The following is a 2,423-nucleotide window of genomic DNA, read 5'->3' on the forward strand; positions in this document are numbered from 1 at the left end:
ATCCACCGATTCCATTATAATTTCTCCGTTTTCTTTCAATTATAGCATTTCTTGGCGGGGATATAAATTAGAGAAATGGTATTACTAAAATACATACACAGAAAGGAGCCAGTATGGCAGAGAAAACACCACCAAAAATTAAATTAAAAGCTGCAAGAACAAATGCTGACTTTTCAGCTAAAGAAGTTGCTGAAATTGTTGGAAAAAACTATCAAACTATTTTGAGTTATGAAAAAGATAGCACTGAAATTCCCATGAGTCTAGCAAGAAAATTGGCAGAAATTTACGACTATCCTATTGATTTTATTTTTTTAGGAAAAACAACCGAATATAATCGGTTTAAAGCTAGTTAGAAAGGAAAAAATATGAACGAATTACAAAATTTCACAAATGGAATTTTCAATCTTGACGTTAAAGTCGAGGGAGAAGAAGTTCTATTTAGTGCAGAACAAGTCGCAAAATCGTTAGGTTTAACTCAAAAGCAAAATAAGAGTGGAAAGATTTACGAGAGCATTCGCTGGGAAACTATTAATAAATATCTTCCCCAACTTTCTGGGGAAATTGAAAAAGGTTCATTCATCAGTGAACCTATGGTATACAAACTTGCATTCAAAGCAAACAATGCTGTATCTGAAAAATTCACAGATTGGTTGGCTGTTGAAGTCCTTCCAACAATCCGCAAAAATGGAGCTTACATGACTAATGAAGTTATTGAAAAAGCTTTAACAAGTCCAGATTTCATCATTCAACTCGCTACTAATCTTAAAGATGAGCAAGAAAAAACAGCGATGTTATCTCAACAGGTTGCAGAAAGCAGACCCAAAGCAGATTATTATGACCGCATCATGAAATCAAAATCTTTGGTAACGATTAGTCAGATTGCCGAAGATTATGGAATGAGCGCCCAAGCATTAAATAAAATGCTTTATGAGTTAAAAGTTCAACATAAAGTTGGCGGACAGTGGTTATTATACGCTAAACATAAAAATCATGGTTATACATTTAGTGAAACAAATGTTATTCCGAATCACAAAGATGGCGGAGAAAAAGTTGTTATGAATACTAAGTGGACTCAAAAAGGCAGAATGTTCATTTACAACTTACTAAAAACAGAAGGTATTTATCCCACAATTGAACGAGATGACGTTGCTTAGAAAGGAAAATATATGGGAGAACGATATGATCCAATGGCTGCGTATCTAGCCAATGGCGTCCTAGAAGAATTTCGTAAGATGACGAATGAATGGCTGAAATTCCAAAAGGAGCTGTTCAAATATGAAAGTAAGACCGGAGAAATCAGGCAGGTTGATTTGTTGAAAGAATTCCACATGTCATCAGATACGCTTAAAAAGTGGAGAGAAAACGGATTACCTTCGATAAATCGAGGTGGTTCAGTCTTCTATCTATTGGAAGATTTACATGATTTTTATTACTAAAATGTCGGGCAAGACATGATTAAAGAGAAAATGACTACCTCCACATACCAAGTTAATTTATTAAATGCGGTGCTCCGCTAGAAAAGAGAAAAAAATTTGCCAGATATTAGTGTAGAAATAAAAGCAGAAGGTTTGGACGAACTAAAAAAACTGCTCAACGAAGCTTTAGACCAAGTTGAACAGTTAAAAAATACATTAACTAGGATAAATAAAATTAAAATCCGAGTTGATTCATAATATACTCGGAACTAGCAGTTTCAAGCATTTCTTCCCACGAATTGAATTGTGAGTTTTTCCTTACAAAAACGTCTAATTCATCATTGGGAATAGCTTCAAATGACTTGGGTGTTGTCCAATCAAAACGACTGGCATCGGCAAAGTCTTCAAGAGATGAGAACCCGGTATGATTTTTCAGGAAAGATTCAGTAAAAATATCGCTAAATATAACATCATGTTCTCCATCTAAATCTCTAGCTTTATCAAGCATATTTTCCAAGTCATCAATTAATTCATCTAATCCAGTTTCACTCATTTAAAATGCCTCCTTTCCATAAAACTAAGCAAATACCGCAAATATCTGCTCACAGTAATTATAGCACTCGGAGGATTAAAACACATACATAGAAAGGACATTAAAAATGTTTGGATTTAAAACAGAAGAAGAAAAATTTAAACTTGCGGATTATGATCGCATGAAAAGAGAGTTGGAATCAACTCAACAAAGTCTTGCTAATTGCGAAAAAAGCCGTCAAGATTGGATTGATTTCTCTAATAAATTGCAAGAAGAAAATAAAGAACTGTTTGCAGAAAACATGCAACATCATAAAAATGATATTGCCCGTCAGAAAATGGCAAACAAGAATTTAACGATTGCAAAATAAAAAAGCCCGCACTAGGAATACGGACTAAGACGTGATGTCTCTAAATTTTACACTTAGATTATATCACGTTTCAACAAAAATAAGAAACGGAGAATTTAAAAATGGG

5 protein-coding genes are annotated in these 2,423 nt (G+C 33.9%); 4 read left to right on the forward strand and 1 reads right to left on the reverse strand.

Annotation, left to right across the window (positions count from 1 at the left end):
* Positions 1 to 113: 113 nt before the first annotated feature.
* From ABZ914_RS50225 to ABZ914_RS50235, 3 genes are read left to right on the forward strand one after another with little or no spacing between them, the layout of a single operon-like run.
* Positions 114 to 353, forward strand: a complete 240-nt coding sequence (locus ABZ914_RS50225; protein ID WP_023189646.1) for a helix-turn-helix transcriptional regulator — start codon at positions 114 to 116, stop codon at positions 351 to 353.
* Positions 354 to 365: 12 nt separating this feature from the next.
* Positions 366 to 1,154: a phage antirepressor KilAC domain-containing protein gene (locus ABZ914_RS50230; RefSeq protein ID WP_312257963.1), complete on the forward strand. Its 789-nt coding sequence runs from the start codon at positions 366 to 368 to the stop codon at positions 1,152 to 1,154.
* 12 nt (positions 1,155 to 1,166) lie between these two features.
* A complete protein-coding gene (locus ABZ914_RS50235; protein WP_023164536.1) occupies positions 1,167 to 1,436 on the forward strand; it encodes a hypothetical protein in 270 nt (89 codons plus the stop codon).
* Positions 1,437 to 1,650: 214 nt separating this feature from the next.
* Here ABZ914_RS50235 and ABZ914_RS50240 read toward each other — a convergent pair whose 3' ends face one another.
* Positions 1,651 to 1,968: a hypothetical protein gene (locus tag ABZ914_RS50240; RefSeq protein ID WP_031560867.1), complete on the reverse strand. Its 318-nt coding sequence runs from the start codon at positions 1,966 to 1,968 to the stop codon at positions 1,651 to 1,653.
* Positions 1,969 to 2,074: 106 nt separating this feature from the next.
* On the opposite strand from ABZ914_RS50240, the gene ABZ914_RS50245 reads away from it, so the two are divergent.
* Positions 2,075 to 2,317 carry a hypothetical protein gene (locus tag ABZ914_RS50245; RefSeq protein ID WP_312257965.1) on the forward strand — a complete coding sequence of 81 codons (243 nt, stop codon included), beginning with the start codon at positions 2,075 to 2,077 and terminating at the stop codon, positions 2,315 to 2,317.
* Positions 2,318 to 2,423: the final 106 nt, after the last annotated feature.

Source organism: Spirillospora sp. NPDC046719, assembly GCF_040645715.1.
Classification (GTDB): domain Bacteria; phylum Actinomycetota; class Actinomycetes; order Streptosporangiales; family Streptosporangiaceae; genus Spirillospora.